Below are 24,497 nucleotides of genomic sequence, written 5' to 3' on the forward strand. Positions count from 1 at the left end.
TTCTTTTATTCCCCTCGACTACAATTGTTCCTTACATTCGTATACACTCACTCGCTCGCTTCTTAATTCCTGCTAAATTCCTTGCAAGACCTCTTCATCTCCATATTAACCCCGATTACAGCTTCGCTTTTTTCTGCTTTTTTAGCTTGTTTTCTATCACTGCAGTTCATCAATGCTAATTTATGCTATATAATGTAAAGATAAGATTATTTAATTACATAAGGAGACATAATAATGAACGTCCTGGAGTTCTTGAAGTTTCTGTTTCCAGAATATCAAATTTTGAACGCTGTACGATTATACGGCTTGATCAGCTTAAAGGAAAAGAAGCAGCCTGCGCAGCAAGCGATTATGGACAATCAACCCTACGTGTACTCGCAAGCCGTTTTAGTGCCTGTTGCCCCGAAGCATAAAATAGGCATCTCATCATTTTTTCGTTTTCTTTTATTTGCAGCCATTATGGCCTATCCTCTCTACTTCATTACAACATTCCCGGCAAATCAAATTGAGGATATATACAGTGTATACAAATCGGGCTATGTCATCTTGGAGGGTAGTCAAAACGTTCTCTTTTTTACGCTTATCTTTTTACTGCTCGCACTATCTATAATGCGCGCTTCTTTTCGTAAAATGTATTACAGACTGCCTTGGCTGATGGCTTATATTGTAATTATGACGCTGAACTCGATTATTCTCGCAATTGCTTTAAGCATTCTCAACCTTGGCCATCATGTGATGAACTCCAACGATGCTGTTACTTACTTTTTGCTCATGAGCGGTCAAATTGTATTTTGCAGGCTGCTGATGTGCATCTTGCTGTTCAAAAAGCCTGTCACAACTCTTGGAGGTGGAACGGAATGAATCAAGTTAATCCTAACACCCCACAGCCAAGCTTTGGCTGGGAGCCACCGCTTAGTGAGCAGCAGCTATTTATAAATAAAAAAGAGCAGCGCTGGAAAAAAACATTTATTCGAATAGGAGCAAGCTTCCTGATAGCCGGCTTGCTAGGAATTGGTTATCTGATCTACTTCATCATCGTTAGCGACGATAAGGTTGATGAAGCCGAGTTGGAAAAAGCAAGGGAACTGCAGCAATCCGTCAAGCTGCCGATCGGTGTTTTTTTGGATATCGATAAAAACGAATTAAGCTCCTTCGATACTACAGTTGAGCATCATTTTAATGGCGACACAGGAAAAATTTATATTTGGGATATCGATTTTAGTGATGGCGATTATGTACAAGTACTGGTCGATGGCGTAGCTTTATCCGAGCCTTTTCTTATTACCTCCAAGCCAAAGATTTTTGATGTGCCAAGTAAAGCCGTTGTTGAGGTTAAAGGAATTCGGGACGTCAACGATGGAATTAGTTATGGCATCACCTTTAGTGTTAATGAAATCAGCTATTACAATTATGTGGAGGAGCAGCAGAGCAATCGATACACCTTGATTCGCAAATAGCGCTGCTTGAACTGAAACAAACACTCCCTGCTTCGGATGGAAGCAGGGAGTTTATATTTTACAAAAAGATTAAAATCAAAGCCCCAACTATAAAGCAATAATAAGAGAAATAGCGCAGGTTCCCTTTTTCCATAATGCCCATAAACCAGCGCATCGAGAAGTAGGTGACAACAAGACTTGCAATGAAGGCGATTAAGTATTGCAGCCATAGCGCCTGCAGCTCGGGATCGCTGACTATATCAGCTATGCCCAGCACCAAGCCGCCAAGGCTGATTGGAATATATAGCATAAAGGAATAGCGCAAGGCGGTATCCTGCTTCATGCCTGTAGCAATGGAAGCAATAACCGTTAAGCCTGAACGGCTAAGACCCGGAATCAAGGCAATAGCCTGCGCCAGACCAACAATTATCGCATCCTTCATTGATAAATCTCCGTCACGTTTAACGCCGCGAAGGTTGCGAATCAGCCATAGCAATACACCCGTTACAAGCAAGGCGATTGCAATAGTTGTCACTGAGCTGGAAAAAATCTCTTCAATCTTGTCCTTAAACAGAACACCAATAACACCTGCCGGTATTGTACCGATTATTACATACAAAATAAAATTATAATCTGACTTATACTGCTTGTCGCGAGTGACAACATAGCCTACTCCATTTTTGACCAGCCGAGCAATGACTTCACGATAAATAAATAAAATAGCAATAAGCGACGCTGTATTCGTCATTATTTCAAATGAAAAGCCCTGCAGCTCTATACCAAGCAGCTTTTGCGCTACAATGAGATGCCCGCTTGAGGAAACCGGAATCGGCTCCGTAAATCCTTGAATTGCACCCAATAGCAAATACTTTAACCATTCCACGATATCCGACATAGCTATAGCGCTCCCTTATTTTATAAAATGTAAAAGTCCGAGCTTTTGTGTCATTCCAATCCATTGCGACAAACACGCAGCTTAGCTTCATCATCCAGCTTGCTTGCAAATGCATAGCTTTTCAACCTCCAACCCATACTAAGCTTCGGAGGTGATTGCTTTGTTTAATGGATTATCTGTCGATAAACAGACATTGGCTCAAGCTTGGCAGCAAGCATTGCCTAATTTTCTAAATACGGCTGATGAATGCACCGTACAGTCGGATGCCAAATACGATGATGCTTTGCTTATTCATATTGCGAACAATGGACGCAGCCATTACTCCGCCGACTTCCGTCTGCAATATATGGATGAGCGCGAAGTTAAGGTAGAGCTGCTTGACGTTGAAAAAGGGCATACCGCGGTTGATGAGCAAACCGAGCATGTTCAGGAATTAGTGGAGGATTATGTCCGCCATATTCATGAATGCGCGCAAAGCTTGAAAGGACTGACTAACCAATGACAAAAGCGAAACCAGGCATTGATAAAAACCTGCAAAATGTCGTAAATGAATTGGATACCCCTGATTTAAATGCGCATGCCAATCAGCAGCTTAATCAGAAGCATATGGATCAGCGCCATGAAGATATGCAGCATTTTAGAAAGAAAGCATACGAGAACGAAAACCAGGAGTAATCATCTCAAGGCTTCATAAAAAGCTAAGCTTATGCTTTCGATGTGCTTTTTATTCTCAAGAAGTCATTTCAGGATGCTTCATAAAAAGCTAAGCTGATGCTTTCGATGTGCTTTTTATTCTCAAGAAGTCATTTCAGGATGCTTCATAAAAAGCTGGAGGAGGAAACATTTATGCCCAACGCGAACGGTACTGACCGCAATCATTCTAATAAAGACCATCATCCAAAGACGAATCATCAGCCGAATGAGCCTTTATCTGGCTCTAAGAAGGTGAAGAATCGCAATCACTCCCGCAATAACCACGGTGAAGGCTCATAGTTTAGCAGCATAATGATAAAGGGGATTAATGATTAAGAAGCTTAATCGTTGATCCCCTTTCTTGTTTACTTAACATCCTCAGCGATAAAGTAGCTGTAGCTGGCTAGCAGGCCAAGCACAAATACCGCTGCTATCACTCCAAGCGCTGCAAGCGGCGAGTAGCTGTATTTTTCAATATCGCCGCTGGCAACCAGATAGGCGCCCGTCCACGGGAAAAAAGCGCCCAAATCCTCATTGGAAACCGCCACATTGCCCAGCATTACAGTTGCAGCGGCAATAATGGTTGGCACCAAGCTTTTCATCCACAGTGTAATGAACACGAAAGGCGTCATTGTACAATACAGCAGCAAGCAGCCGGTCACATATTGCTGCAGCGATTGAGCTGCAATCGCCAAGCTGAAATGATCCGCTTTGCCGAGCCAAGCGAATATTAACGCGCCCAGCCACGCTACTACGGTAAGCAGCAGCATCCACAGCAGCAGCATGACAAGCTTCGCCGTAAGAAAATGCGTCTTGGACACAGGAATGGTCAGCACGCTTTTCAGTGTGCGCTCCGTATACTCGCGGCTAAATAAGTAAGCGGCGATGACACCATATACAACGATGCCGAACAAAATAAGTACATAATGATTCGTTTGATCAAACATGCCCTCGTAGGTGAATATAACTGGCTCATTGCTCAGCCTATGCTTTAATAGTGCTGCAAATACCATCGTGGGCGCTACCATCCCGCCCAGCAAGCTAATGAACAGCATCTTTGAGCGCTTCAGCTTCATGCATTCCGCAATAATTAAATCAACCAATATCGCCACCGCCAATCAGCTTGGTAAAGTAATCCTCCAGCTTGTCCTCGCTCACCAGCATTTCATGCACTTGAAGGCCACTGGCAACAAAAGCTGAATTGAACTGTGAGCGCAGTTCAAGCGCCGTATAAATCCTTAGCTTATTGTCCGTATGCACCTGATAATCGTTAATGCCAAATTGCTGCTCCAAAAGCAGGCAGGCCTTATTGACATCGGACACTTCTAGCTGTACATATTGGCGATTGCGCTCATGCAGCTTGGCTATTGACACCTCTTCCATCAAGCGCCCCTTATGCATAACACCGATAATATCCGCAAGCTGCTCAATTTCACTTAAAATATGGCTGGATATAAGTATCGTTGTGCCCCGCTCCCGACACAATGCTTCTAAATATTGGCGAACAACAGTAATGCCTACTGGGTCCAGTCCATTTATCGGCTCATCCAATATAAGCAGCTCAGGCTCATGCATAACAGCAGCAGCTATGCCGAGGCGCTGCTTCATGCCTAATGAATAATTGGCAAAGGTTTTCTTCCGTTCCTGATGCAGCCCTACAATTTCAAGCGCTTGCTCGACACTGCTTTGATACTGCTGTCCGCGCAGCCTTGCAATAATTTGCAAATTTTCTTTTCCGGTCAGGTTTTCATAAAAGCCGGGCATCTCCAGCATCGAGCCGATTCGTCGGTATGTCATTTTAGGGTTGTGCAGATGCGGCTTGCCAAACAATAAAATTTCACCAGAGCTTGGCCTGGCAAGGTTGAGCAGCATTCGCATCAGCGTCGTTTTGCCTGCTCCATTGCGGCCAAGCAAGCCATATATTTTTCCTTTTGGCACATGCAGATCGACTTGATCAACGCCAAGCTGCTCGGCAAAGCGCTTCGTTAGTTGTCGCGTCTCAATTACGTATTCGCTCATCGAGCTATCCCCCTTTTCACAGCATCAGTATAGCAAAGAAAGCTGACATGGCTATTGCCCATTCCTTACTTTTTTCTTAAACGGGGGAAAAGGTTATCGTAAAGGTTGAGCCGGCACCAGGCGTGCTTGCAGCTTCAATCGTCCCTCCCTGCATCTCGCATAGCTGTTTGGCAATCCACAGTCCAAGGCCGCTGCTAGACCTGCTGCGGGACGAATCTGCTTTATACAGCCGTTCAAAAATTTGCTGCAGCTGCTGCTCATCCATTCCGATGCCGTTGTCGGCAATAATCAATTGAATGCCCTGTTTGCCTCGTCTAGCTGCCAGAGCGGGCTTGAGCGAGATATGCAGCGAGGTGCATTGGCTATGGACGATCGCATTATGGATTACATTGGAGATGATTCGCCCTGCCGCAGCTTCATCAAGCTCTGTCCAAACCGCTTGCTCTGGCAGGCTTGCGCTCAGCTCAATCGAATGCTGCTCGAAAACCGGCAGCCACTCTATGATCGTCTGCCTGGCAAGCTCCGCCAAATCAACCTTTCTCATAGATAATACCATCGCATTGGAATCGATTTTAAACCAGTCAAATAATGTATCCACCAGCTTGTTCAAATCGTAGGCTTTCTTGCGAGCCACGCTAATATAATGCGGCTGCTCCTCCCGCGCAGGCACCCCGTCCTCCAAAGCATCTAAATAACCTAATAGGGAAGCTAGCGGAGTGCGCACATCATGGGACAAACTTGTCATTAGCTCCTTGTTCGCCTGTTCAATTTTTTTCTGCTCAGCCAGCCGCACATGATAGCTGTGCATCAAGCTGTTGAACTGATAGCTGACCTGTGACAACAACCCGTTTCCTTTGCTGTACAGCTTGCGCTGCTCTCCGCGCTCCAATCCTTGCATGACCTCCAGCATTTGCTTCAATGCTTGTCTTTGCTTAATCAGCTGCCAAAGCAGCAAGCCTGCCAGCAGCGCCAGTGCAGCGATTGCGATCATCATGCCTTGGCACCACCCGATTTGTCATATCCTTCACTGGCAAATTTATAGCCGACTCCCCATACGGTTTGAATATAGCGCGGCTGCTCTGGATTCGACTCTATTTTTTTGCGTAGCCTGCGAATATGCACCATAATATTATTGTCGTCAAAGGCGTATTCATTCTCCCACACCGCCTGATAAATCTGCCGCTTGGTAAACACTCTGCCAGGCTGGGAAGCCAAATAATAAAGCAGATCAAATTCCTTTGCGGTCAGCTCCACATAAACGTTCTCAACATAAACCTCTCTCTTCTCCGGAATGATCTCCAGCCCCGATAACGTTAACCGCTTTAAGCTTTTGCTCTGCTGCTGCTCGCCGCCAAGCGTCGTATAGCGACGAATTAGCGATTGTACACGCGCCACAAATTCATGCGTGCTGAACGGCTTCGTGATATAATCGTCAGCACCGAGACGCAAGCCTGATACCTTGTCAATCTCGCTGTCCTTCGCCGTAAGCATAAGCACCGGAACATGGCTAATTTTGCGCAGCTCCGTCAGCACCTCGAAGCCATTCAGCTCAGGTAGCATCACATCCAGAATGACGAGCTGATAGCGTTGGTTTAGCGCCTCTGCAAGTCCGGACTTGCCATCATGCTTTAACATCACCGTATAATTTTCCATTTCCAAATATGTTTTCAGAAGCGCGCACAGCTCCCGATCATCATCTATCATCAATATATTTTGCGACATATTCGCCACCACCTTTATAGCCATTTTATATCCTGCACATCGTTTAAAGCCAGAATAAGCATCTATAGCCTGGGCATCGTAGCCATGCCCAACACTATACATGCTTATCCTTACATTCTCGAAATACTTCGAGATGCCGCACCAGCAGTTCAGCCATTACAGAAACAGCAAGCCTCCGGCCGCTCCAGCCAGTACAACGACCCAGGAAGGCAGCTTCCAAAATACAAGCAGCACAAACAATATTGCAGCAAACACAAAGTCTATCGGCGCCATGATCGTTGTTTTCCATAGCGGATCATACAGTGCCGCTAGCAAAATGCCGACCACCGCTGCATTAATGCCCGCTAGCGCCGCTTGCACCTTGGCGCTGCTGCGCAAAGCGTTCCAGAACGGCAACGCACCGATTACGAGCAAAAATGAAGGCAAAAATATCGCAAGCGTTGCAAGCACTGCTCCGGAAAAGCCTTGCGCGAAATAGCCCAAATATGCTGAAATCGTAAACAGCGGCCCCGGCACAGCCTGCGTTGCGCCATAGCCGGCCAGAAAGGTCTGCTCGCTAATTCCGCCTACCGCTACAACCTCCTGCTGAAGCAAGGGCAGCACAACATGCCCGCCGCCAAATACTAATGAACCGACACGATAGAAGCTGTCGAACAGATTGAGCCAGTCCAGTCCAGCATATTGACTGACAAGCGGCAACACGGCCAGCAATACAAAAAACAATGCAATACACCATACAGCAAGGCTACGGCTGACCGAAATTTGCAGGCTAATCGGCTCGGCATTCGCCGCATGACGATAAAGCAGCAAACCCGCAAGGCCAGCCAGCACAATCACTAAAATTTGCGCAAATGCCGTTTGCCAAAGCAGCACAACTGCCGCCGCCAATATGGCAATCGTCGCTCTTGAGCGATCAGGGGCCAGCTTTTGCCCCATCGACAGCACCGCCTGAGCAACGATTGCCACCGCTACCAGCTTTAGCCCGTGCAGCCAGCCGCCATCAGCGAGCTGTCCGTTTTGCAGCAGCAAGGCAAAGATTAGCAACGCCAGCACGGAGGGCAGCGTAAAGCCGAGCCAGGCGAGCAGGCCGCCCCATAGCCCGGCGCGCACAATGCCGATTCCGATGCCAACCTGACTGCTGGCAGGACCCGGCAGAAACTGGCATAAGGCAACAAGATCCGCATAGCTCCGCTCATCCAGCCATTTTCTGCGCTGGACATACTCATTATGAAAATAAGCCAAATGCGCAACAGGTCCGCCAAATGAAGTCAAGCCCAGCTTAAAGGATACGGCAATCACCTCAAGCAGCGCCTTAAGTCTGGGCTGCCGCTTGGACTGCGCGGGCAATTGATCACTCTGCATAATAATCGATTCCTCCTTATATGGATGCAGGCCGAACACCTGCTAATCTTCGATGATTAGGATGGGCATGTACGTTAATCCTTTACATCATAGGGGAAGCGACTGCTACATTCAATACATGAATTGTTAATTTTTTGTTTACGGAATATGAAGCTTTGCCGCAGCATAGCCAGCCTCGCGCTGATTCTGCGCACTGCTTATTCAAGCCCTGCGACAGTTGAAGTCGAGCTTTGTTCAACGGCTGCTGCTGTGCTATAATACGGTGTAAAATTTCACTTATTACCGAGTTTAATTAATGTATTAGAAAGCCGAGGAGTCTATCATGCACGAGGTTACAGGATATAAATCAATTGCCCTCGATATTGCGCAGCGCATCGTAAGCGGAGAGTTTCCGATCAATGGAAAAATATCAGGAAGATCTTTGCTGGCCAGCCAATATCATGTCTCACCCGAAACGATCCGCAAAGCAATTGCACTGCTGAAGGACGAGAACATTGTTCATGTTTCGCAAGGCAAGGAGATTGTCATTCTATCCGATCAAAATGCTTACAACTACATTACGAAGCACAACTATCTCAAATCCGCCTATTCCCTCAAGCAGGAGCTGCAGCAGCTGCTTCAGCAAAAAAAGGAGCTTGACCGCCGCTTTGAAGGCTTGCTGGGCGAAATTATTCAGGCCTCTGACCGTCTGAAAAATTTGAAGCCCTACCATCCGGTAGAAATTAAAATTGACGAGCCTTCACATGCTGTAGGCAAAACAATAGGCAATCTGCTTTTTTGGCAGCATACTGGCGCCACAATTATTGCCTTGCGCAGAGGCACGGAAGTTTTTATATCTCCAGGCCCACATGTCGTTCTACTCGCTTATGATATTTTGGTGGTTGTTGGTGACGGAAATGTTCAGGAGCGTACTGAGCAATTTCTTAATCAGCCCACGATTCCAGTTCAATCCTAATTTCAATCCTAAACGGTTTATTTCACTGCATGCCCGCGGTGAAATAAACCGTTTTTTGTGTTTTTCTACACAAGCAATTTCTCCTGCAACAAACAACTTGTACAAGTATAATAGGTTGTTTGTTTTAAAAAGCTATGTTATAGTACTACATATCATGTTGCCGCAGCTATTCAACCGATTGCCCCGTTCATTCCCATTTGCACTTTCTTCAATAGCGTTAAGGATTGCTAAGCTGAACACCATTTATTGAACGTAAAACATTTTGTTCAAAATCAATTAAAGGAGGTCAGCTATGATTGAATTTAAAGCTGTTAACAAAACGTATGACGATGGTCATCAAGTACTGAAAAATTTAAATTTGAAAATTAATGAAGGGGAAATTACCGTTCTTATCGGACCTAGCGGATGCGGGAAAACGACAACTATGAAGCTGATTAATCGTTTGATTGCTCCTTCTTCAGGTGAAATCAACATTCATCATGAAAATATTGCAGCAATCGATCCGATTAAGCTGAGAAGAAAAATTGGCTATGTTATTCAAAACATAGGGCTGTTTCCGCATATGACGATCGCGCAAAATATCGGGGTTGTGCCTCGTCTGCTCAAATGGGATAAAGAGAGAATCAATGCCAGAGTTGATGAGCTGCTAACACTTGTAGGACTCGATCCGCACATTTATCGCAATCGCTATCCTTCCGAGCTTAGCGGCGGGCAACAGCAGCGGGTCGGAGTTGTGCGGGCCTTGGCCGCCAACCCTGATCTTATTTTGATGGATGAGCCGTTCAGCGCGCTCGATCCGATTAGCCGCGAGCAGCTGCAGGATGAACTGGTAAGACTGCAGCAGGAAATTAAAACATCGATTGTATTCGTCACTCATGATATGGATGAAGCCATTAAAATAGCAGACACCATTGTCATTATGAAGGATGGCGAAATTGTGCAGTCAGGTGCGCCTGAGCATATATTGCGCCACCCTGCCAATGACTTCGTAAAAAGCTTTATCGGCGCCAAACGGATGCAAGCGCTGCAAATGCAGATGGAGCCGATTGTCGATGATGTGATGGTAGAAAATCCCGCAACCACTTACCCTTCACGAGGGCTGGCGTATGCGGTGAAGCTAATGGAAAAGCGCAAGGTTGACTCCTTACTCGTCGTCGATAAAAACAACAAGCTGCTTGGCAGCGTATCCATTTATCAAGTATTGGATCAATACAAGGATGAGACGAAGCTCGTCGCTGATGTGATGAAGCCGATTCAATATGCCGTCTCCTCTGGAACGACGCTTACTGCCGCGCTAAATATGATGAATGAGCATCAGCTGTCCAATGTGCCGGTTATAAAAGGCAAGCATGAATTTGTCGGTCTAATTACGAAGGGCTCGATGGTTAGCTATATGACCGATTTATATGCGGTTGATGCAGTCGGAGGCGAGAGCCATGCCGTTCATTAATACGATTAGCAGCTTCTTCTCCTTTTTGCAGGAGCGCTACCCGGATATTTTAACGGCAACACGCGAGCATTTGACAATCGCGGCAATTTCAGTGCTGTTAAGCACGCTCGTGGCAGTGCCAACCGGGATGTATCTGGCAAAAAACAAAGCAAAATGGCTGCACAGCACCGTATTTTCCATTGCCAACCTGTTTCAGACGATTCCAAGCCTTGCTTTGCTGGCACTATTAATTCCGCTGCTGGGCATTGGACTCAAGCCTGCGATATTCGCGCTGTTTCTGTATGCGCTGCTGCCGATTTTGCGTAATACGCTGGCAGGCTTTCAGTCTGTTGACCAATCCGTAATCGACGCTGCCAAAGGGATGGGCTATAGCGCGACGCAGCGTCTGTTTCATATTCAACTGCCGCTGGCCTTTCCGTATATGATGTCGGGCTTGCGCATGACAACTGTTTATATTATAAGCTGGACGACTTTAGCGGCATTAATCGGCGCTGGCGGGCTTGGCCAGCTCATCGTTTCAGGCATTGGCGTAAATCGCAAAGAGCTGATTCTGGCAGGAGCGCTAGCAGCGATTCTGCTCACACTGTTGACCGACCAAATTCTTGGTTTGATTGAGCGTAAAATGTTCAAGCGGGCAAAATCCGCTTAAAACGGCAACAACAAGAGCAATAACAATAGCAAGAGCTATTGGCAATTTATTTTTATAATATTCGAGGTGGTTTGATGAAGAAGCATAAGATTCGTTTTTTTGCCCTGTTCACATTAACTGCAATTTTAGTATTGGCAGGCTGCAGCAATAGCAGCTCAGATAAAATCAAAATAGGAACGCAAACGTATTCCGAGCCAAAAATTATCGCTGAAATGTATAAGGCGCTGATCGAGGCGAATACGGATATTGCCGTTGATATTGTCCCAGACTTGGCAGCAAGCCCGATCGTAATCCAGTCCTTGGACAAAAACGATATTCAGATGGCTACGCTCTATACGGGTGAGATTTTCAACGGTCATTTTGAAATCGAGGATACGAAGGATCGTCAGAAGGTGCTGGAGCAAGCGCAGCAAGGCTTCGATGAGACGTTTGGCTTCAAATGGTTCGATCCTTTTGGCTTTGAAAACACGTACGCCTTTACCGTTCGCCAGGAGCTGGCTGATCAATACGGACTGAACACCGTCTCTGATCTGAAGGAGCATGCCGATACGTTGAAGCTGGGCGTCGATACAACATGGCTTGAGCGTGACAGCGATGGCTATCGCGCCTTCCAGGAGCATTATGGCTTCAAGTTCAACGAAAGCTTCCCGATGGAAATTTCGCTAGTGTATCAAGCGGTTGCCGATCAGCAGGTTGACATCGTGCTTGCTTATACGACAGATCCGGGGATCAAGGAGTTTAATTTGAAAACACTTGAGGACGATTTGCAGTTCTTCCCACCATACGATGCTTCGCCAGTATTGCGCAAGGATACGCTGGAGAAGCATCCTGAGCTGGAGGAAATCGTAACGATGCTCATTGGCAAAATTGATGCGCAGACGATGACCGCGCTTAACTATGAGGTCGATGTAAACAAGCGCAGCCCGCAGGAAGTGGCGGTTGAATTTTTGAAAGCCAACAATTTGCTGCAGGATTAACGCTAAGGATGTGATAGAGCTATGAAGCTAGAGACAAATGGAGTTCTCGCCCTCCTTCAATATATGAGCGAGAATGCCACCACGCTGCTTGGTTTGACATTGGAGCATATTATAATGGTCTTGCTCGGCCTGGCGCTTGCTCTGCTCGTTGGCGTGCCATTGGGCGTGCTAAGTGCGAAGCATGAAAGACTCGCTTCGGTAATTCTGTCTGCGGCCAATATATTACAGGTCATCCCCAGCCTCGCGCTGCTGGCGCTATTGATGATGTTTCTTGGTCTGGGCTTTAAGACGATTGTTGTTGGCCTTTTCTGCTACTCGCTGCTGCCGATTATCCGCAACACCTATGTTGGCTTGAAGGAAATCGATCCGCATATTAACGAAGCAGGCAAAGGTCTCGGCATGAGCAATTGGCAGCTGCTTGTCAAGGTTCAGCTGCCGCTCTCGCTGCCCTTTCTAATGGCAGGCTTTCGCATCGCAGCAGTTATTGCGATCGGCGTCGCAACGCTTGCGCCGCTTATTGGCGGCGATGGCTTGGGCCGGGAAATTTATGCAGGACTGAATATGCGCAACAGCTTGAAAATATATGCCGGCGCCATTCCTGCCGCATTGCTGGCCATTATAGCGGATGTTGCGCTCGGCAAGCTGCAAAGCAAGCTTAAAAACAAGCATAATAAGCCGCAGCCTGAGCAAAAGCAGCTGCCGCTAACAGAGCAGGATAAAGCAATGACCGCTTAATGAAAAAACTCCCCTTTGAGCGACAGTTGATTGATTAAGCTGTCTGCCTGAGGGGAGTTTTATTGTACTTGCCTATTGCTTATATAGCCTGCCGCACCGCAGCTTCATTAAGATAATTGCAGCTTTAACGTTAGTTGTTCCTTGCCAGCCGGAATGTTTACAATCCCGTCGATTGCGACTGCTGCTTCACCATCCATTGCTATTACTCGTTTATCGTCATAAACCCGAATTGAGAACGGCTTGCCGCTGCCAGCAACATCGACCGTTATATGATCCTGTTCTCTCGTCGCCTGCACACGCACTTCTGCTTCTCCATTTACATTATAAATGGTCGTAGCGATGCTCTTTCCATCCTCTAGCTGATAAATCGCGATCGTCGCATCATGCGCATAATCATAGTCAGGACGAGTCTCATTTGCCCCGTGTACGATGATCGAATTCGGGCGGACAAATAGAGGCAAACTAAAGAAGTCATATTCCCCGGTTAGCCACTTCCCGCCTTCTATCACTTCACCGCTAATGAAATGAGTCCACTTTCCTTCCGGCAAATAATAGCGAACAACACCGTCTGCTCTTAGGACAGGAGCTACTAACAAATGATCTCCCAGCATATATTGACGATCAATATACTCTACCGCAGGATCATTCGGGAATTCCAGCACCATCGCACGCATCATCGGAATCCCTTGTTCATGCGACTTTGCTGCCAATTGATATAAATAAGGCATCAATCTGCATTTCAAATTGGTAAAGTAGCGAGTAACGTCCACCGCTTCCTCATCATACACCCACGGCACCCGGTAGGATTTGCTCCCATGAAGCCGACTATGACTTGATAGCAGACCAAATGCTAGCCAACGTTTAAACACATCGACTTGCGGCATATTTTCAAAACCGCCAATATCATGACTCCAGTAAGCGAAGCCTGATAATCCTAATGACAAACCGCCGCGCAAGCTTTCTGCCATCGATTCATAATCAGAATTGCAATCGCCTCCCCAATGAATAGGGAATTGTTGGCCTCCCGCCGTTGCAGAACGAGCGAATACGACCGCCTCGCCTTTGCCCAGCTTTTCTTCCAACACCTCAAACACCACTTTATTGTACAAATAAGCATAGTAGTTATGCATTTTTTGCGGATCTGAGCCGTCGTAGTACACGACATCGGTCGGAATGCGTTCGCCGAAATCCGTTTTGAAGCTATCGACTCCTTGATCAATTAAATCGCGCAAATATTGAGCGAACCATTCACAGGCTGCCGGATTGGTAAAATCGACAATGCCCATCCCTGCCTGCCACATATCGGTCTGCCATACATCACCGTTCGCTTTTTTGAGCAAATACCCATGCTCCATGCCTTCGTCAAACAGCTTGGAGCGCTCAGCAATATAAGGATTAATCCATACGCTGATTTTCAACCCTTTTGCTTTCAAGCGCTGCAGCATCCCAACTGGATCGGGGAACGTTTCGTTATCCCACGTAAAGTCGGTCCAATGAAAGCCTCTCATCCAGAAACAGTCGAAGTGAAAGACGGACAGTGGCAAATTACGTTCGGCCATCCCGTCAATAAACGTATTAATCGTTTGTTCATCATAATTTGTCGTAAATGATGTCGTCAGCCACAAGCCAAAGGACCAAGCTGGCGGCAAGGCTGGCTTGCCGGTTAAGCTTGTATATTTCACCAGTACATCCTTCATATCGGGACCGTCGATAACGAAGTATTCGAGGGATTCCCCTTCTACTGCAAACTGCACCTTTTTCACTTTCTCCGAAGCAACCTCAAAGGAAACGAGCTCTGGATGGTTGACGAACACGCCATATCCTTTATTGCTCATATAGAAGGGTACATTTTTGTAGGCCTGCTCCGAGCTTGTTCCGCCATCCTTGTTCCACATATCAATCACTTGACCGTTTTTCACAAAGGAAGTAAAACGCTCGCCCAATCCGTAAACCAGCTCGCCCACGCCGAGGTCCAGCTCTTCGCGCATATAAGTTCTTGTTTTACCTTCTTTAATATAGGCCATCGACTTCACGCGACTGCCCGTCAGGCGCTCCGCTCCGCGATAGAAGGAAACATGCCACTCCTCGCCCATTTGAACATGAGCGCTCAATGAGCCGCTAGTAAATATAATTTCGTTAGCCGTCTCTTCGATTTTCACAAAATCGCCTGTCTCCGGAGTCAGCATAAATCGCGGACCGCGTTGTCTTACTCCTTTAAAATGAACGAGCTTTACCCCGATAATTCCAGGCTTTGGTGAATGAAATTGCACCTTTAACATCGGCGTGTTTAATATATTTGAGCGAATAGCTATCGGACGTGGAGATACGTGGACAGTCAGCTCCTTATTATCAATTATATGATCATAGGGCTCGACTGCGCTTATCACCTCGTACTGCTCGCGAATCATCCAATTTCCGTCAGTAAACTTCATATTCTCCACCTTTTTCTATGTTGTGACATCTTATTGTGGCAGCTTTACAAGGACGTTATAGGTTTCACCTGCCTGAATATTGCTAACAGTATGACCCTCGATGATCTGATCGTCCACATAAACAGCCATTTCTTTTATATCCGCATGACGCTCGATTACAATATGGAACTCTGCGCCTCTAAACTGGCGATGAATTGAGGCCGTTTGCCAGTGAGACGGTAGCTGAGGAGCAATTGATAGTCCTTCCTTGCTGCCTCTTACCCCAAATAATCCGTCAATAATGCAGCGATATACCCAGGCTGCTGTTCCTGTATTAAAAAGATGACTCGATCTTCCCGCAGTCCGAGGTATTTGCCGGTAGGCTCCGCGGTAATAATTAGGAATAAATACTGGCAATTGACCACGATGAATAAGATCAGCTTGATCTGGACCAGGTATCATTTTTCTTAATAAGCGATATGCATGATCCTGCTGCTCCACCTGGTACAGGGCAAAAATATAAAAAGCTGCCGCGTGATTATAAACCGCACCATTTTCCGCACTGCCCGGATGCTTTTGCGTTAGACGACCTACATCCTCACGCATCTTCGTAAATGCCGGCGCTAATTTCTCAACACCATAAGGAGTTTCCAACAGCTCCTCTACTGCACGCAAAATTTTTGCTTGTTTTTCTTCATCTGCTGCTCCACTCATTAGCGACCAGCCTTGAGGATTGATGTAGATTTTGCCTTCCTCATCGGTATGAACACCAAACAACACGTTGTCATCCGTAATTCCTCTGGCATACCAGTTTCCATCCCACAAATATTTGTTTGCAATGGCATTGGTCTGCTCCGCTTCTGCTCTGAAGCGCTCTGCAACATCCGCTCGTCCTGCATCCTCACAAATCTGTGCCCACACCTTAAATGCATAAGCGGAAGCAATCGTCAGCCAGCCGGAAACACCTTTGCCCTTGTAGCCGACCATATTCATCGGGTCGCACCAATCGCCCTGCTCTATATAATTTAGCCCGCGCTCATCTCTCGTCGTGAGCAGCCAATTCATCGCGCGCACAATGTGCTCAAACACGCTAACAGCTGTTGGATCATCCTGGAATGGAACCATTTCATCCAAAATCGAATAGTCATTGGTCTCGTCCAAGTAGGTCATTAGACAGATCGGCAGCCAAATACAGTGATCTGTATGCGGCACTTGGTTAATATATTTCAGCTCTGCATCCTTATGCAAAATAATACCGTCCGGCATAGCACCAGATGCTGCTTGCTGCTGTAGTGCAGTCAGAAAAGCTTGACGCGCGGTTGTCGGGTCAATATAACTCATGCCCATATTGTCCTGCAAATAGTTGCGAGTTTGCGGATCTGTCGTTAGACGATTCGTCTGTCCGTGATAGTAAATTTGTCTCGGCAACCAATGGTTTACAAATTGATCAAAGGAGGCATCAGGTGTTTGAATCGTCATCCTGCCTGCGCCGCGCCCAATATATTGCTGGTAGGCTTGCTGCGCTGTGGTAAAGCCGTCCTCTCCTGCTGCATTGGTCTGTACAAAGTATTTATCTCTTAAAGCTGCAATTTCTTGTTTATTGTTGGCAGGCCCGAATAAAAAGCGGAATTGCTGCTCCTCTTCAGCCTCCAATGTTAAGCGAAATTGCATAACAGCAGCAGGTGTTTCATAGCGTGCATCACTATTGCTTAACATGTCATTGGCTAATGCGGAAGGATTATGAATGCCTCCTTCTCCTTCGAAGACCTCCCAATTGGCTTCCCAGCTATGTGGCGCTTTATCGCTTAACAAAAAGGTCATATCCTTCAGCTTTTTAATCTTTTCATAGTCCTTATACTTCTGATAAGGAGTAATCGAGGTGCAAACAATTCCTTGCAGATCAGCTTCATATTGACCAGCCTGATTCATCCAGGACATATATCCAATCGTAAATGACGGGTAAATACTAATTTTCCGTTGCTTATGCGAGTTGTTTTTGACGGTAACCTTCCACATTTCAAGCGGCTCGTCAGGTGACAAAGAAAGCGACATATTGAGTTCTACCTCGTCAAATACGACCTTCCAGGAAATTTCGTGCTGTCCAACAATAAATTGATATTGGTCTGGCATGGCGCGTACAGGCTCATATGGAGCCGAAAATAGTTTCTTGCTTTCCTCATCCTTTATATAGACAAATCTGCCTGGATGATGCGCAAAATAAGGTTGTTCAGGCTGCATAAAGGTTTTCATTTCCATATTGGGCGCATATGAATATTTCGCAGGCTCAGGCTGCATAAATTGTGCGACCGCGTAGCCTCTGCAATTGACGTCCATCATCATATGATCATTCCATAAGAAACCTGATGCTTTGGGCATGACGACCGGGCTATTCAAAATAATAGATTGCTCGTCCTTTGCTGTCTCTACCATTTTCTCTATCATGTGATCTACTCCTTACCTTCATATTCAAACCAATCAAAATATGCTTTTGTTTTATAACGCGAGTAGTTATACATGGCGATAAATACTCCTGTAAAACCACCGGCAACTTCTGTAGACAGCAGACGGGTTTCCCCTTCACCTATCCCGATCCATTGCCCATTGCCTGCTCGATAGGAGAACAGATAGTCTGTCGGCGTTGCTTCTATCCGTATTTGCACATCGGTGCTGTCAATTGGCTCAGAGTGCTTTTCATCAATCAAGCTGCCGATTTGCCTGCGCAATACAAGCTGCAGCTGACCATTAACTTTCGTCAATCCAATATCGTAATGATGCTTGTCATCCATAAATACAGTTAAACCCGCTTCATCATCATGCTGCGGATTATATGCCATGCTCGCAGTAATCTTGCAGCTATGATGCTGCTGTCTGCGCCCGATAAATGCAGGATACCCTGTACTAGCCAAGCGATCAGGAGAGCCAGCAAGCATTAGATAGCTTTCTCGCTCCGACAAAGACCATGTCGTCTGTGCTTCGCTGCGGATAAATGTCCAGCTATTATCAAGCTGTGCACCAGCAAACTCGTCTCGAACAGGTGTATGCTCCCACTTTGCCAGCGGCAGGCTTGGTGCTTGCTCTTCTAATTCAACTGTACCTTGATGACCAATTATCGGCCAGCCATCCTCTGTCCAGTGAACAGGCGCTAAAAAGGTTTCTCTGCCAATATGATGACGATATGGATACGAAACTGGACGTACTCCCAGAAACACCGCCCACCAGCTTCCGTCTTGTGCCTGCACCAGATCAGCATGACCAGTAGATTGAATTTTACGACCTGAACTGCGATGGGTAAGAATCGGATTATACGGACATGACTCAAAGGGGCCGTATGGCGATTTGCTGCGAGCAACAACCTCTGTATGTCCATACTCTGTTCCGCCCTCAGCGCACATTAAATAATAGTAGTCGTTGATTTTATATAAATGAGGAGCCTCTGTAAATTTCCCCCCAGTTCCTTGCCAAATGAATTGTGTTTCCGTTAATTTCTTGCCTGTCTCAATATCAATTTCGCATTGATAGATCCCAATTCCTTGTTCCGTTCCTGTACTTGTAAAATAAACTTTGCCATCCTCAAATAAGAGGGATGGATCGATGCCTGACTGATCTACATAGATCGGTTCTGACCACTCGCCGGCAGGATCATCTGCCCACACGTAAAAATGGCCACATTTCTTTTCATTCGTCGTTACCATATAAAAGCGTCCTTCGTGATAGCGAATCGTCGGTGCCCAGACGCCTTCAGAAATTTTTGCTCCTTCCAGCTGCAGCTGACTTTCCTTCGTTAAACAATGACCAATTTGCCGCCAGTGCACGAGATCCTTGCTATGCCAGATCGGAATTCCTGGAAAATATCCAAATGAGCTCGTTACAACATAATAGTCATCGCCAGCACGACAGATGCTAGGGTCAGGATAAAAGCCTGGAATAATCGGATTTTGGAATTTCATAGTCCACACCTCCTAAACATTTTTCAAAGGAACTTCTATAATATCTAATTGATAAGGTGCAAGCTCAAGCTCCGCTTCTCTCGCTGCTTCATTAAGCAGACTATAACCAGGGTGATCGAGTGGAATGACAACCTTCTCTCTGCTCAGATTCAAAATAAACAGATACTTGTTGCTGTCATTAAAGCGTTCTATAATTTGCACGCCCGCCGGCAAGCCAGCATGATAAGCAATATGCTGCTCCTCAGCTAATCGAGTCAATAGCTTTCGAAGATAGCGCTCCTCTGGATGAGTAGCTGCATAATACACCTTGCCGTTGCCTACGCGGTTGCAGGTTACCGCCGCTGTTCCGCTGTAAAATTCGTCCTCGTACCAAGCAATCGCTTCTGCTCCCTGCAAGCTGACAATATCGCACCAAGCAGAGCATGTATACGTCTCTCCAGCTTCGTCTCGAATATGCACAACATCTTGTCCAATCGCATCATACTCTTCCACATAAATGCCTGAGCTTTGCTGCAAATATCCTGGCAGCATTGCCTGGATATGCTGATTATTAATCAGTTTCACTCCGGAACGGAATGTTGTTAACACGGTACCTCCAGCGTGCGCAAACTGCTCCAGCCTGTTAGCCGTTTCAGCGTCCAATACATATAAGCTGGGAGCTATTACAAGCTTATATTGATCTAGTAAAGCACCGACTTCTATGACATCACAGCCAATTCCGAGCTTGGTCAATGCGCGGTGATAATCTTTTATATTTTCATAATAATCAAACCCGTTGGATTGATGCTGGATACGCATCGCTTCCATATTTTCATGTGAGATTAAAATCGCTGCCTGATGCTGAAAGGTCGTATTTATTAATTTCGGCGACAAACGATTCACTTCTTGCGCAAACTGCGAAAATTCCTGAAATCTTCGACCAGGCACATCACTCGGATCAATTAAGCCCTGCCAAAACTGCTCTGCTCCAGCCGCCGCCGAGCGCCAGCGAAAATGCAACACTTTATCTGCGCCTTTGGCAATAGCTTGCCAGGCAAAGGCTCGAATAAATCCTGGGTAAGGAGCTCGCCATGTCGGAAACCAGCAGCCTGGCGCTCCACTAAGCTGCTCCATAATGTAAAAGTTTTTTCTTTTAATGCCTCGTGTAACATCGAGCGCTAAAGCTCCACTATACGAGCCGGTTGCTTGCTTATGAGGAGCCGTATTCGGATAATAATCGAAAGAAGCAACATCAAGCACACGACCAAGCTGGTGCAAATTCAACCGTTGCGGGTATGTGTGAAAATTATGGGTTATAAACTGCTGCTTGCTATATTGGCGAATAAGTTTGATTTGTTCTGTCAAAAACGATTCCGTCGTATCCCATTGAAATCTGGTGAAGTCTAATAAATACGATGGATTTTGAAAGCGAGAGCCGCCATAAGGCACCGTAACTTGTTGCCAATCACTGTATTCTCCGCTCCAGACAATCGTCCCCCACTGTTCATTTAATTGGCTAATGGTTTCATATTTGTCAATCAACCACTGCCTAAATGAAGCATTGCACTGAGGGCAGTGACAATCCTGCATGCCAAATTCATTGTCGATTTGCCAGCCAATAACGGCTGGATGCTTGCCATAACGACTAGCCAGCTGATTGATAATAGCTGCTGCATAGTGCTTTAATGAATGGCTATTCAAGCAACGATGACCTCTGACGCCGGCATGATTAGTCGCTCCATTGGCATGAATCGGGAGAACATCCGGATGTTGATCTGTCAGCCAGCGAGGCGGAGTATTGGTAGGCGTGCAGAGAATAACTGCTATGTCATGTTTGGCAAACAAGTCGATTACTTCATCCAACCATTCCAGCGCATACTGCCCTGGCGCAGGCTCCATTCGACACCACGCGAATTCTGCTAATCGAACAACGGTGACTCCCGCTTCCTTCATTCGCTTAACATCTGCTTCCCATTTCGCTGAATCCCATTGTTCCGGATAATAAACTACTCCTACTTGCAATCGCTCATTCATCATTGCGCAACTCCATTTCTAACATAAAGGCTGTTCCGACAATCAAATGATCTCGTTGGAACAGCCTCATGCTACACTACTATATAATGAACTATTTTAATTTATCCCAAGCAGCTTGCATATTTTCTGTCCATTGCTGTGCATCTACTCTTCCTGCTAAAAACTCTTGAATGACGCTGCCAAATTCTTGCGTTACGCCATCCGGGTATTTACCAGAAATGTTAGGGAATGCTTCACCACGATTCACATAATCAACCAGCTCGGACGCAAGTGATCCCATATCTTCCGGGGAAGCTTCAATTGTAGATAGAGTAGGAATGAATTTGAAGTTTTTCGTAATATACTCTTTCCCCATATCAGATGTAACCAGCCAGTTCAAAAACATTTTTGCTTCTTCTTTTACTTTGGAATCTTTATTCACAACCAGGTTAACAGGTACGCCAACCGTAACTTTGCTCGTTACTGCTGCATCGTCGCTAATCGGCATTGGCAGAATGCCCATATTCATATCAGGATTAATGCTGTCGATCATATTTTGCGTCCAGTTTCCTTGCTGCATCATAGCTGCTTCGCCATTCGCAAACATCGTAACTGCCGTATTATGGTCGGTTGTTAATGGATTTTTGTTACCATAGTCTAATGTTAATTGCATTAATTTTGCCCAATTCAAAAAGTGCTCATTGCCCGCAATTGTAGCCGTTCCATCATTCAATCCATCAATAAATGCATTCGTATCCGGCTGATTGTTAAACGCTACACTAACGCCTTGGCTGCCGACTAACCACCATTCGTAATAAGCATTGGCAAATGGAGTTATGCCCGCATCAGAGATTTTTTTCGCTGCTGATTCAAGCTCAGAATAGGTTTTAGGCAGCGGATCAATGCCTACTTCTGCAAAAATGTCTTTGTTATAAATATAGCCGAAGCCTTCCATACTAAGAGGCAAGCCATATACTTTTCCATCTAGTGTAACCGGATCAGCTGCTGCTGGCGAAATGTCTTTCACCCACGGTTGATCAGATAAGTCCTCAATTCGTTCTTGCCATAGCAACAATTTAGAATAACCGCCATTGGAGAAAATATCCGGGCCTTCACCAGAAGCAAACTTCGTTTTCAAGCCAGCTTCGTAGTCGCCGCTGCCGCCTACTGTTTGTACATCGATTTTAATATTAGGATGCTCGGCTTCAAACGCTCTTGCCAGCTCATGCAATCCTTCTACAATTTCAGTCTTGAATTGGAAAACGGTAACTGTCTTTTTCTCTTGAGATCCATCTGCTTGCGTGTTTCCATTGGTGCCTTCTTTTGAATTGCCACCACAAGCCGCTAATACGAGTACCATAGCTAATAAAATGGAAACTAATTTTCTCTTTTGCATTTTAACGCTCCCCCTCAAAATTCAATTAAGTTAATTTATAATAACATGTCGTTATTACCCTTTGACTGAGCCGGCTGCAATCCCTTCTACAATGTAACGCTGTAAAAACAGGAAGAACACAATAATAGGTGTAACGCCTAGTACTAATGCCGGCAGTGCAAGATCCCATTGCTTCGTATATTCTGAGAAAAACGAAAAGGTTGCTAATGGAATCGTTCTAAGCTCTGGTTTTTGCAAAATTAATGACGGTAACAAATAGTCATTCCAAATCGCTAACGTATTCAGTACAATGACTGTCATTAGCATCGGCTTCAGCATCGGCAATACAATTCGGAAAAAGACACCAATGCGAGTAGAGCCGTCCACTGTAGCCGCTTCTTCAATTTCTAATGGAATTGATTTCACAAACCCATGGAAAAGGAAGACCGCCATCGGAGTACTTAAGCCCAAATAACTAATAATGAGTCCGATTTTCGAATTCATTAAACCTAATTCACTAATGACGCGAATAAGCGGCATCATAATCGTCTGAAATGGCACGACCATAGCGGCAACTAATACAAGCAGAAAAATCTGATTAAATAATGTATTAGCACGAACCATTCGGTAAGCCGCCATACAGCTAATAAGCCCGATTAATGCTACGCCGACAACAGTAATGACGAGAGAATTGGCAAAGGCTTCTGGAAAACGAGTTAACGTCCACGCTCTGGAGTAGTTCTCCCATTGAAATACTTGCGGCCAGCTTGCAGCGTCCGACATAATTTCCCCAAAGGGTTTAACGGAGTTTACAAAAAGGAAGTAAAACGGTGCGAGAAAAACGAGTGAAACTAGCACCATCCCTATTTCGAGAATAAGTGTTCTGCCCGTGTATCGTTTCATCGTTATGCCTCCACCTCCTTGCTTTTCGTCACACGAACCTGAATTAACGTAATAATTGCAACTGTAACAAAGAATAATAATGCTTTAGCGGTACCAAGACCGTAACGGTTATTTTGGAACGCTTCATTATAAATATTCATCGCTACTGATTCCGTGGACTTGTACGGTCCGCCTGCTGTTAGCGACAGGTTAATATCAAAGATTTTGAACGACCAGGAAATAGCCAAAAATAAACAGATCGTAACGGCTGGCATAACTAGTGGAATAGTAATGCTGCGCAGCATTTGCCAGCGATTAGCTCCATCAATTTCTGCAGCCTCAACAATTTCTTTAGGCACATTCGTTAATGATGAAATATAAATGACCATCAAGTAACCAGCCTGATGCCATATAAACACAATAACGATACCCCAAAATCCCGTGGTTGGATCACCTAGCCAAGCTAGTCCGAAAAAAGACCAGTCCGTAAGCTTATAAATGGTGTCAAACCCTTTAATAAAAATAAACTGCCAAATAAAACCTAGCAGTAAGCCGCCGATTACGTTCGGCATAAAGAAAACCGTCCGCATAATGTTCCGTAATTTCAATGCATTCGTTAACAAGTATGCAAAAACGAAGCCTACTATATTCACCAAGACTACGCCAACAACGGTAAACTTAGTGGTAAATATAAACGACTGCCAAAAACCTGTATCATCCGTGAACAGTGTTTTAAAGTTGCTAAGCCCTACCCAGTTGACTGTTTTTGCGATACCATTCCAATCTGTTAACGAATAGTACATCCCTAATAAAAATGGTACTATGAGAATAAGAACGAAGAATAAGAACACGGGTCCGACAAAGAACGCTTGTAGTCCCCATTCCATCTTTCTTTTTTTCATGAGGTATCTCCCTTCTTCAATCTTTGATGCTAAAGTACTTTCATTATAAAGACAGGAAGACTATACAAATACCTACTAGCGTGAACTAAAAGGGG

At 45.6% G+C, this 24,497-nt stretch carries 23 protein-coding genes; 10 read left to right on the plus strand and 13 right to left on the minus strand.

The genetic code is table 11. The features are described from left to right. Nucleotides 1-234 precede the first annotated feature (234 nt). Nucleotides 235-861 carry a hypothetical protein gene (locus tag KJS52_RS16045; protein ID WP_213517101.1) on the plus strand — a complete coding sequence of 209 codons (627 nt, stop codon included), beginning with the start codon at nt 235-237 and terminating at the stop codon, nt 859-861. Next, nucleotides 858-1,457, plus strand: coding sequence for a hypothetical protein (locus tag KJS52_RS16050; protein ID WP_213517103.1), 600 nt, complete (start codon nt 858-860; stop codon nt 1,455-1,457). The genes KJS52_RS16045 and KJS52_RS16050 overlap by 4 nt, the downstream gene beginning before the upstream one ends. 58 nt (nt 1,458-1,515) lie before the next feature. On the opposite strand, the gene KJS52_RS16055 is transcribed toward KJS52_RS16050, so the two are convergent. Further along, the gene (locus KJS52_RS16055) at nt 1,516-2,331 is read right to left on the minus strand and encodes an undecaprenyl-diphosphate phosphatase (RefSeq protein WP_213517105.1); all 816 of its coding nucleotides are present in this window, start codon (nt 2,329-2,331) and stop codon (nt 1,516-1,518) included. 151 nt (nt 2,332-2,482) lie between these two features. Here KJS52_RS16055 and KJS52_RS16060 point away from each other — a divergent pair, with 151 nt between their 5' ends. From KJS52_RS16060 to KJS52_RS16070, 3 genes are all read left to right on the plus strand, one after another. Continuing rightward, nucleotides 2,483-2,833, plus strand: coding sequence for a hypothetical protein (locus KJS52_RS16060; RefSeq protein ID WP_246563645.1), 351 nt, complete (start codon nt 2,483-2,485; stop codon nt 2,831-2,833). Continuing rightward, complete coding sequence (locus KJS52_RS16065) at nt 2,830-3,006, plus strand: hypothetical protein (RefSeq protein ID WP_213517109.1); 177 nt, start codon at nt 2,830-2,832, stop codon at nt 3,004-3,006. Before KJS52_RS16060 ends, KJS52_RS16065 begins: the two co-directional genes overlap by 4 nt. A gap of 171 nt (nt 3,007-3,177) precedes the next feature. Beyond that, nucleotides 3,178-3,324 carry a small acid-soluble spore protein P gene (locus tag KJS52_RS16070; protein WP_213517111.1) on the plus strand — a complete coding sequence of 49 codons (147 nt, stop codon included), beginning with the start codon at nt 3,178-3,180 and terminating at the stop codon, nt 3,322-3,324. A 65-nt stretch (nt 3,325-3,389) separates the two neighbouring features. Here the strand turns inward: KJS52_RS16070 and KJS52_RS16075 are convergent, their stop codons facing one another. The 5 genes from KJS52_RS16075 to chrA form a co-directional block, all read right to left on the minus strand. Then, nucleotides 3,390-4,127: an ABC transporter permease gene (locus tag KJS52_RS16075; RefSeq protein ID WP_213517113.1), complete on the minus strand. Its 738-nt coding sequence runs from the start codon at nt 4,125-4,127 to the stop codon at nt 3,390-3,392. After that, a complete protein-coding gene (locus tag KJS52_RS16080) occupies nt 4,120-5,043 on the minus strand; it encodes an ABC transporter ATP-binding protein (RefSeq protein ID WP_213517115.1) in 924 nt (307 codons plus the stop codon). Before KJS52_RS16080 ends, KJS52_RS16075 begins: the two co-directional genes overlap by 8 nt. Nucleotides 5,044-5,119: 76 nt before the next feature. Beyond that, nucleotides 5,120-6,037 carry a sensor histidine kinase gene (locus tag KJS52_RS16085; RefSeq protein ID WP_213517117.1) on the minus strand — a complete coding sequence of 306 codons (918 nt, stop codon included), beginning with the start codon at nt 6,035-6,037 and terminating at the stop codon, nt 5,120-5,122. Beyond that, nucleotides 6,034-6,765, minus strand: coding sequence for a response regulator transcription factor (locus KJS52_RS16090; RefSeq protein WP_213517119.1), 732 nt, complete (start codon nt 6,763-6,765; stop codon nt 6,034-6,036). Before KJS52_RS16090 ends, KJS52_RS16085 begins: the two co-directional genes overlap by 4 nt. Nucleotides 6,766-6,921: 156 nt before the next feature. Then, nucleotides 6,922-8,127, minus strand: a complete 1,206-nt coding sequence (gene chrA / locus KJS52_RS16095; RefSeq protein ID WP_213517121.1) for a chromate efflux transporter — start codon at nt 8,125-8,127, stop codon at nt 6,922-6,924. Between the two features lie 322 nt (nt 8,128-8,449). On the opposite strand from chrA, the gene KJS52_RS16100 reads away from it, so the two are divergent. The 5 genes from KJS52_RS16100 (at nt 8,450) to KJS52_RS16120 (ending at nt 12,893) form a co-directional block, all read left to right on the plus strand. Continuing rightward, entirely contained in the window at nt 8,450-9,082 is a 633-nt protein-coding gene (locus KJS52_RS16100; protein ID WP_213517123.1) for a GntR family transcriptional regulator, read from the plus strand. A 292-nt stretch (nt 9,083-9,374) separates the two neighbouring features. Further along, nucleotides 9,375-10,532: an ABC transporter ATP-binding protein gene (locus tag KJS52_RS16105; protein ID WP_213517125.1), complete on the plus strand. Its 1,158-nt coding sequence runs from the start codon at nt 9,375-9,377 to the stop codon at nt 10,530-10,532. Next, on the plus strand, nt 10,519-11,181 hold the full coding sequence (locus KJS52_RS16110) for an ABC transporter permease (RefSeq protein WP_246563650.1): 663 nt from the start codon (nt 10,519-10,521) through the stop codon (nt 11,179-11,181). Before KJS52_RS16105 ends, KJS52_RS16110 begins: the two co-directional genes overlap by 14 nt. A 74-nt stretch (nt 11,182-11,255) precedes the next feature. After that, nucleotides 11,256-12,158, plus strand: coding sequence for a glycine betaine ABC transporter substrate-binding protein (locus tag KJS52_RS16115; RefSeq protein WP_213517127.1), 903 nt, complete (start codon nt 11,256-11,258; stop codon nt 12,156-12,158). Nucleotides 12,159-12,179: 21 nt separating this feature from the next. Further along, nucleotides 12,180-12,893 (plus strand): ABC transporter permease, encoded by a 714-nt coding sequence (locus KJS52_RS16120; RefSeq protein ID WP_213517129.1) that lies wholly within the window; start codon nt 12,180-12,182, stop codon nt 12,891-12,893. A 107-nt stretch (nt 12,894-13,000) separates the two neighbouring features. Here the strand turns inward: KJS52_RS16120 and yicI are convergent, their stop codons facing one another. The 7 genes from yicI to KJS52_RS16155 all read right to left on the minus strand — a co-directional run bounded on the left by yicI (nt 13,001) and on the right by KJS52_RS16155 (nt 24,402). Continuing rightward, complete coding sequence (yicI, locus tag KJS52_RS16125; protein ID WP_213517131.1) at nt 13,001-15,325, minus strand: alpha-xylosidase; 2,325 nt, start codon at nt 15,323-15,325, stop codon at nt 13,001-13,003. A 30-nt stretch (nt 15,326-15,355) separates the two neighbouring features. Continuing rightward, nucleotides 15,356-17,734: a GH36-type glycosyl hydrolase domain-containing protein gene (locus KJS52_RS16130; protein ID WP_213517592.1), complete on the minus strand. Its 2,379-nt coding sequence runs from the start codon at nt 17,732-17,734 to the stop codon at nt 15,356-15,358. A 17-nt stretch (nt 17,735-17,751) separates the two neighbouring features. Then, nucleotides 17,752-19,251 (minus strand): glycoside hydrolase family 43 protein, encoded by a 1,500-nt coding sequence (locus tag KJS52_RS16135; protein ID WP_213517132.1) that lies wholly within the window; start codon nt 19,249-19,251, stop codon nt 17,752-17,754. Between the two features lie 12 nt (nt 19,252-19,263). After that, the gene (locus tag KJS52_RS16140; RefSeq protein ID WP_213517135.1) at nt 19,264-21,264 is read right to left on the minus strand and encodes a beta-galactosidase; all 2,001 of its coding nucleotides are present in this window, start codon (nt 21,262-21,264) and stop codon (nt 19,264-19,266) included. 91 nt (nt 21,265-21,355) lie between these two features. Beyond that, nucleotides 21,356-22,639 (minus strand): ABC transporter substrate-binding protein, encoded by a 1,284-nt coding sequence (locus KJS52_RS16145; RefSeq protein WP_213517137.1) that lies wholly within the window; start codon nt 22,637-22,639, stop codon nt 21,356-21,358. Nucleotides 22,640-22,693: 54 nt separating this feature from the next. Continuing rightward, nucleotides 22,694-23,521, minus strand: a complete 828-nt coding sequence (locus KJS52_RS16150) for a carbohydrate ABC transporter permease (protein WP_213517139.1) — start codon at nt 23,519-23,521, stop codon at nt 22,694-22,696. Nucleotides 23,522-23,523: 2 nt separating this feature from the next. Further along, nucleotides 23,524-24,402, minus strand: coding sequence for a carbohydrate ABC transporter permease (locus KJS52_RS16155; protein ID WP_213517141.1), 879 nt, complete (start codon nt 24,400-24,402; stop codon nt 23,524-23,526). Nucleotides 24,403-24,497 lie beyond the last annotated feature (95 nt).

The organism is Paenibacillus montaniterrae (genome assembly GCF_018403185.1).
Lineage (GTDB): Bacteria > Bacillota > Bacilli > Paenibacillales > Paenibacillaceae > Pristimantibacillus > Pristimantibacillus montaniterrae.

What these genes read in the sequence shown, in the direction of transcription:
- KJS52_RS16045 (WP_213517101.1), top strand. Translation starts at nt 235, where the DNA reads ATGAACGTCCTGGAGTTCTTGAAGTTTCTGTTTCCAGAATATCAAATT.
- KJS52_RS16050 (WP_213517103.1), top strand. Translation starts at nt 858, where the DNA reads ATGAATCAAGTTAATCCTAACACCCCACAGCCAAGCTTTGGCTGGGAG.
- KJS52_RS16055 (WP_213517105.1), bottom strand. Translation starts at nt 2,331, where the DNA reads ATGTCGGATATCGTGGAATGGTTAAAGTATTTGCTATTGGGTGCAATT.
- KJS52_RS16065 (WP_213517109.1), top strand. Translation starts at nt 2,830, where the DNA reads ATGACAAAAGCGAAACCAGGCATTGATAAAAACCTGCAAAATGTCGTA.
- KJS52_RS16070 (WP_213517111.1), top strand. Translation starts at nt 3,178, where the DNA reads ATGCCCAACGCGAACGGTACTGACCGCAATCATTCTAATAAAGACCAT.
- KJS52_RS16080 (WP_213517115.1), bottom strand. Translation starts at nt 5,043, where the DNA reads ATGAGCGAATACGTAATTGAGACGCGACAACTAACGAAGCGCTTTGCC.
- KJS52_RS16085 (WP_213517117.1), bottom strand. Translation starts at nt 6,037, where the DNA reads ATGATGATCGCAATCGCTGCACTGGCGCTGCTGGCAGGCTTGCTGCTT.
- KJS52_RS16090 (WP_213517119.1), bottom strand. Translation starts at nt 6,765, where the DNA reads ATGTCGCAAAATATATTGATGATAGATGATGATCGGGAGCTGTGCGCG.
- chrA (WP_213517121.1), bottom strand. Translation starts at nt 8,127, where the DNA reads ATGCAGAGTGATCAATTGCCCGCGCAGTCCAAGCGGCAGCCCAGACTT.
- KJS52_RS16100 (WP_213517123.1), top strand. Translation starts at nt 8,450, where the DNA reads ATGCACGAGGTTACAGGATATAAATCAATTGCCCTCGATATTGCGCAG.
- KJS52_RS16105 (WP_213517125.1), top strand. Translation starts at nt 9,375, where the DNA reads ATGATTGAATTTAAAGCTGTTAACAAAACGTATGACGATGGTCATCAA.
- KJS52_RS16110 (WP_246563650.1), top strand. Translation starts at nt 10,519, where the DNA reads ATGCCGTTCATTAATACGATTAGCAGCTTCTTCTCCTTTTTGCAGGAG.
- KJS52_RS16115 (WP_213517127.1), top strand. Translation starts at nt 11,256, where the DNA reads ATGAAGAAGCATAAGATTCGTTTTTTTGCCCTGTTCACATTAACTGCA.
- KJS52_RS16120 (WP_213517129.1), top strand. Translation starts at nt 12,180, where the DNA reads ATGAAGCTAGAGACAAATGGAGTTCTCGCCCTCCTTCAATATATGAGC.
- yicI (WP_213517131.1), bottom strand. Translation starts at nt 15,325, where the DNA reads ATGAAGTTTACTGACGGAAATTGGATGATTCGCGAGCAGTACGAGGTG.
- KJS52_RS16130 (WP_213517592.1), bottom strand. Translation starts at nt 17,734, where the DNA reads ATGGTAGAGACAGCAAAGGACGAGCAATCTATTATTTTGAATAGCCCG.
- KJS52_RS16135 (WP_213517132.1), bottom strand. Translation starts at nt 19,251, where the DNA reads ATGAAATTCCAAAATCCGATTATTCCAGGCTTTTATCCTGACCCTAGC.
- KJS52_RS16140 (WP_213517135.1), bottom strand. Translation starts at nt 21,264, where the DNA reads ATGAATGAGCGATTGCAAGTAGGAGTAGTTTATTATCCGGAACAATGG.
- KJS52_RS16145 (WP_213517137.1), bottom strand. Translation starts at nt 22,639, where the DNA reads ATGCAAAAGAGAAAATTAGTTTCCATTTTATTAGCTATGGTACTCGTA.
- KJS52_RS16150 (WP_213517139.1), bottom strand. Translation starts at nt 23,521, where the DNA reads ATGAAACGATACACGGGCAGAACACTTATTCTCGAAATAGGGATGGTG.
- KJS52_RS16155 (WP_213517141.1), bottom strand. Translation starts at nt 24,402, where the DNA reads ATGAAAAAAAGAAAGATGGAATGGGGACTACAAGCGTTCTTTGTCGGA.